General features: G+C 46.4%; 5 protein-coding genes. All 5 read right to left on the reverse strand.

Going from position 1 to position 4,250, the window contains the following annotated elements; translation table 11 throughout:
* Positions 1-349, reverse strand: a 349-nt coding sequence (locus PLH26_RS20585; protein WP_324587901.1) for an efflux RND transporter periplasmic adaptor subunit, incomplete at its 3' end; no start/stop codon positions are given.
* Between the two features lie 74 nt (positions 350-423).
* Positions 424-777, reverse strand: a complete 354-nt coding sequence (locus tag PLH26_RS20590; protein WP_324587902.1) for a cupin domain-containing protein — start codon at positions 775-777, stop codon at positions 424-426.
* Positions 778-822: 45 nt separating this feature from the next.
* Positions 823-2,334: a trypsin-like peptidase domain-containing protein gene (locus PLH26_RS20595; protein ID WP_324587903.1), complete on the reverse strand. Its 1,512-nt coding sequence runs from the start codon at positions 2,332-2,334 to the stop codon at positions 823-825.
* Between the two features lie 60 nt (positions 2,335-2,394).
* Positions 2,395-3,753 (reverse strand): FAD-dependent oxidoreductase, encoded by a 1,359-nt coding sequence (locus PLH26_RS20600; RefSeq protein WP_324587904.1) that lies wholly within the window; start codon positions 3,751-3,753, stop codon positions 2,395-2,397.
* A 10-nt stretch (positions 3,754-3,763) separates the two neighbouring features.
* Positions 3,764-4,250, reverse strand: a 487-nt coding sequence (locus PLH26_RS20605) for an alpha/beta hydrolase (protein WP_324587905.1), incomplete at its 5' end; no start/stop codon positions are given.

Consider the following 4,250-nt stretch of genomic DNA (forward strand, 5'->3'; position numbering starts at 1 on the left):
TTGCCTCCGCGATCTTGATATTCGCCTGCGCGGTACGCACGTCCTGCTCGTACTGAGGAGCGAAAATTTTAAAAAGCACCTGCCCCCTCTTAACAGTAGCACCTTCATCAACATAGATCTTATCTATGTAGCCGTCAATTTTAGGACGTATTTCAATATTTTGCCGCCCTTCAATGGTAGCCGGGTAATCGCTGCTTAAAGTAGTAGCCCTCGGCTCAATCGTAATTACAGGGTAATCTTTTGCAGCATCTGCCGTACCGGCGGTATTTTTATTTTCACCACCGCACGAAAGTAATCCGGCCAGTAAAGGAAAAATAAAAACCGATGCAATGCTATAGCTTGTATTCATAATATATTTTGTGCAAATGATCAGATCTCTTTCAAAAACAGACGCTTTTTAAACTACAGAACAATGCCTGCCGTTTAAGGCAGTGTTATAAAAACAGATCTGCGCCTGATGGGTGTCAGATTTTTTGTTTTATGCCCCTTCCCTGCCGTATCTTCCACCAAAAGTATCTCTCCCGGTTTAAACTGTTTTTTATTACCCAGCGAGGTTTCTATTTCAATTTCGCCGTCTAATAAAATAATATACTGGCGTTGCGGCGCCGTATGAAAATCATAATCGTAAGAAGGCAGCACCTCCCTGAAAATAATATTTCCTGCAGGTAACGCTTCAGAAAGAAAACCAATAGCTCCCGATTCATTTAACGGAACTACGATCTCCTCAAAATGACTGTCGCCGTTCGCATCACTGTATATTCTTGTTATGTTAAACATGCTTTCTTCATTCGTCTGTACGCATTTTTGATCCAAGCCCCGCCGTCAGGCGCCCAGAGAAAAATTAAAAGCCACTCTCGATCCGTCGGGCGCAATGCCGAGAATCTGCACTGTTTTGTTTTTGGCGCTCACCAAAGCATCGTCAATATCCTTAGGGGTATTCACGGCCCTGCCATTGATATAGGTGATGATAACGCCGGGCGGTATTCCCAGGCGGTCAAAAAATCCTCCATCGCGGATCTCTGTTACCACCACACCCGAATTGATGTTAAACCGTTCTTTAATGGCGGGTGTAATGGGGGCAAAAGTAGCTCCCAGCTTATTGTATATGTCTTTGAGCGATTCGGAACCGGATGACCCCGCGGCTTCTTCTCCCTTTAATACCGCGGATGTGCTGTCTACCCTGCCGTCGCGTAAGTATGTAAGCTTTATTTTGTCGCCCGGGCGGTGCCTGGCCACCCTTTCTGAAAATTCGGCCGATGAAAACAACTGAACGCCGTCTATGCTCTGGATAATATCGCCTTCTTCCAAACCGGCGGCAGCGGCTGCGCTCCCTTTCTGTATATCGGTTATAAATACCCCTTTAACCGTTTCCGGACTGATGCCCAACTGCTTGAAATACTGATCTTCGGCCGAAGGCGCGGGAAATGCAACGCCAAGGATGCCCCGTTTTACAGTGCCGAACTCTTTCAGGTCTTCCAGTATCTTTTTTGCCAGGTTAACCGGGATAGCGAATGCATAACCCGCATAGCTGCCGGTTAAAGAGGCTATAGCCGTATTGATACCGATGAGCTCACCATTAACGTTCACCAACGCCCCACCGCTGTTGCCGGGATTGATGGCAGCGTCTGTTTGTATAAAAGATTCAATAGCCGAATTGGTTTGGGCAGCACCCTGGCGATAGCCTTCGCTGCCCGGCTGGTTAATGATGCCGATGCTTCTTCCCTTGGCGCTGACAATGCCTGCCGTTACCGTAGTGTTCAATGAATAAGGATAGCCTACTGCCAAAACATCCTCTCCCACTTCCACATTATCGGAATTACCGAATTTAACCACCGGTACATTATTTGCCTTTACTTTGAGCAGGGCCAGATCGGTGTTGGGATCGCTGCCAACCAGTTCCGCCACCAGCTCGCGCCGGTCGGGAAATATTACCTCTATCCTTTCCGCGTTTTCAATAACGTGGTTATTGGTAGCAATATACCCGTCGGATCCAATAACAACACCCGAGCCCGAGCCCATAGCACGGCGGCTGCGCGACCGCCCCAGCAATTCTTCAAAAGGATTACCCGACCCCGAAGATGCGTTGTAAGTTGTTTTGATATGCACCACACCGGGAGTAACCGCTTTCGCCGCTGTTACAAAACTAACCCGCTCCTTTACTGCAGGTACCCGATCCGGTGCAGCTTCTGCTTCGGGCTGCCGGAAACCTGTGGCCCGCGCCGGCGCCTGCTCAGCACTTTCATTTGTTGTAGCAGTGCCCCGCGTATCGCTGCGGCATGCACCATACAGGATTACAGATAAAAGGACAACAAGGATAGCAGATGATCTGTTCATAAAATATTTTTATAGTTGGTATTAAGCGGATAAACTTTCTCTTTTTTTGAAATCATACATTTATATCAAAGCATAAAGATCGTTAAAAGCTTCTGTCATGGAAGGATGTGTGTAAATCTTATCCCTCAGTTCCCGGTAGTGCAGCCCTGCATGCATGGCCATTTGAACCGTATTGATCATTTCATTGGCGTCGGCACAAAAAAGCGTGCAGCCTAATATTTTGTTGCTGTTGCTGTCTACTACGGTTTTTAACAGCCCGTTCGTATCATTCAGTATGCGTGCCCTGGGAACAGCCGATGCAGGCAGCTTAGCTACTTTTACGGTATATCCCTTTTCTACAGCTTCCTTTTCGCGTAAGCCGATATGTGCAAGCTGCGGCGTAATGAATACCGAAAAAGGATAGGGCTTCCTTTGCGATACGGAAGTATAGTCGCCGCCAAACAACTGGTCCCTGATGATCCTGAAATCATCCAACGATATATAAGTAAATTGCGGACCGCCATTGATGTCGCCAACGGCCCAGATATGAGGAATATTGGTTCTCAGAGAAGCGTCCACTTTAATATAGCCCCGCTGATCGGTTTGTATGCCTGCGGCGGGCAGGTTTAAACTTTCTGTAACGGGCTTTCTTCCGGTGGCTACCAGCACAGCTGAGGCTTCCGCCTCAATGGTATGTCCGTCACTGTTTTTATACTGAACGATCACCGTATTATTTGCAGCATCTGTAATTCTTTGAACCGATGCCCCCGTGATGATATTGATTTTTTTAGCTGTGGGCACTTTAAAAATCTCATCGGCAATATCTTTATCCTCCCTGGGCAGAAAAGTTTTCCCATGATCCAGCAAAGTTACTTCTGCACCAAATTTGGCATACATATCTGCAAACTCCAACCCTATAAATCCGCCACCTATAATAACCAGCTTTTTCAATAAAGCAGGCTGTTCCATTAGCGAAGCGCTGGTAAATACTTTTTTGGAAGCTGTTATTCCCGCTATAGGTAGTACAAAAGGTTCAGACCCGGTATTGATGAAAATACGATCAGCGCTCACCAACAGCTCTTCATTACCGGGGTGCAATGTTACCTTTACTTCATGCGTTGAAACAAAGGCGGCCTCGCCGGTAATAACAGTGGCCATCCCGAGCTTATCAATATTATCAAAGTTTTTTTTCCTGAGAAAAGAAGTCAGTTCATTTTTCACTTTATATGCTTTTTCATAGGGCAGGTTATTTTCTGCACTCACGATAAATGATTTGGTAGGAATGCAGGCTATGTTGATGCAGCCGCCACCATACATTTTTTCCGACCTTTCGATCAAAGCAACCTGTTTCCCATGTTTGGCTAAGTAAGCCGCCAGGGTTTTGCCGCCTTTTCCAAAACCTATGACCAGATGCTCATAATGTTGTTTATTTTTTTTCATTCTGCAATTTTTAAATGCCCGTATCAAAGACCAGCTTATTCACCCGGTCAATTTCATCCTGGTTAATGGTATGTCCCATATTGTTGTATATCTTTTCGGTAACCGCAGCATGCATGCCTTTTAATATATTTGATGTTGCATATACTCTTTCCACGGGTACATGGGGATCGGGATCGCTGCTGCCGATGAATACGGGAGTACCGGTAAAGTCACCGCTATAATTCCCGGGATAAATTTTATCGCCGATCAATCCTCCCGTAAAGGCAGCCACCCCGCCATATCTTTGGGCATTTCGCGTTACAAATTCCAGTGTTAAGCAGGCGCCCTGCGAAAACCCGAGAAAGTATATATTTTCAGCGGCAATGCCTTGTTCATTTACATCATTCACTACCGTTTTCAGTAACGATAAAGCTGAAGAGAGCCAGGGTTCGTTTTGTGCCGGCGGCGCCATAAAGGAATAAGGATACCATGTATTTCCGGTTGCCTGCGGCGCCAGC

Source organism: Agriterribacter sp. (genome assembly GCF_035444585.1).
Classification (GTDB): domain Bacteria; phylum Bacteroidota; class Bacteroidia; order Chitinophagales; family Chitinophagaceae; genus Agriterribacter.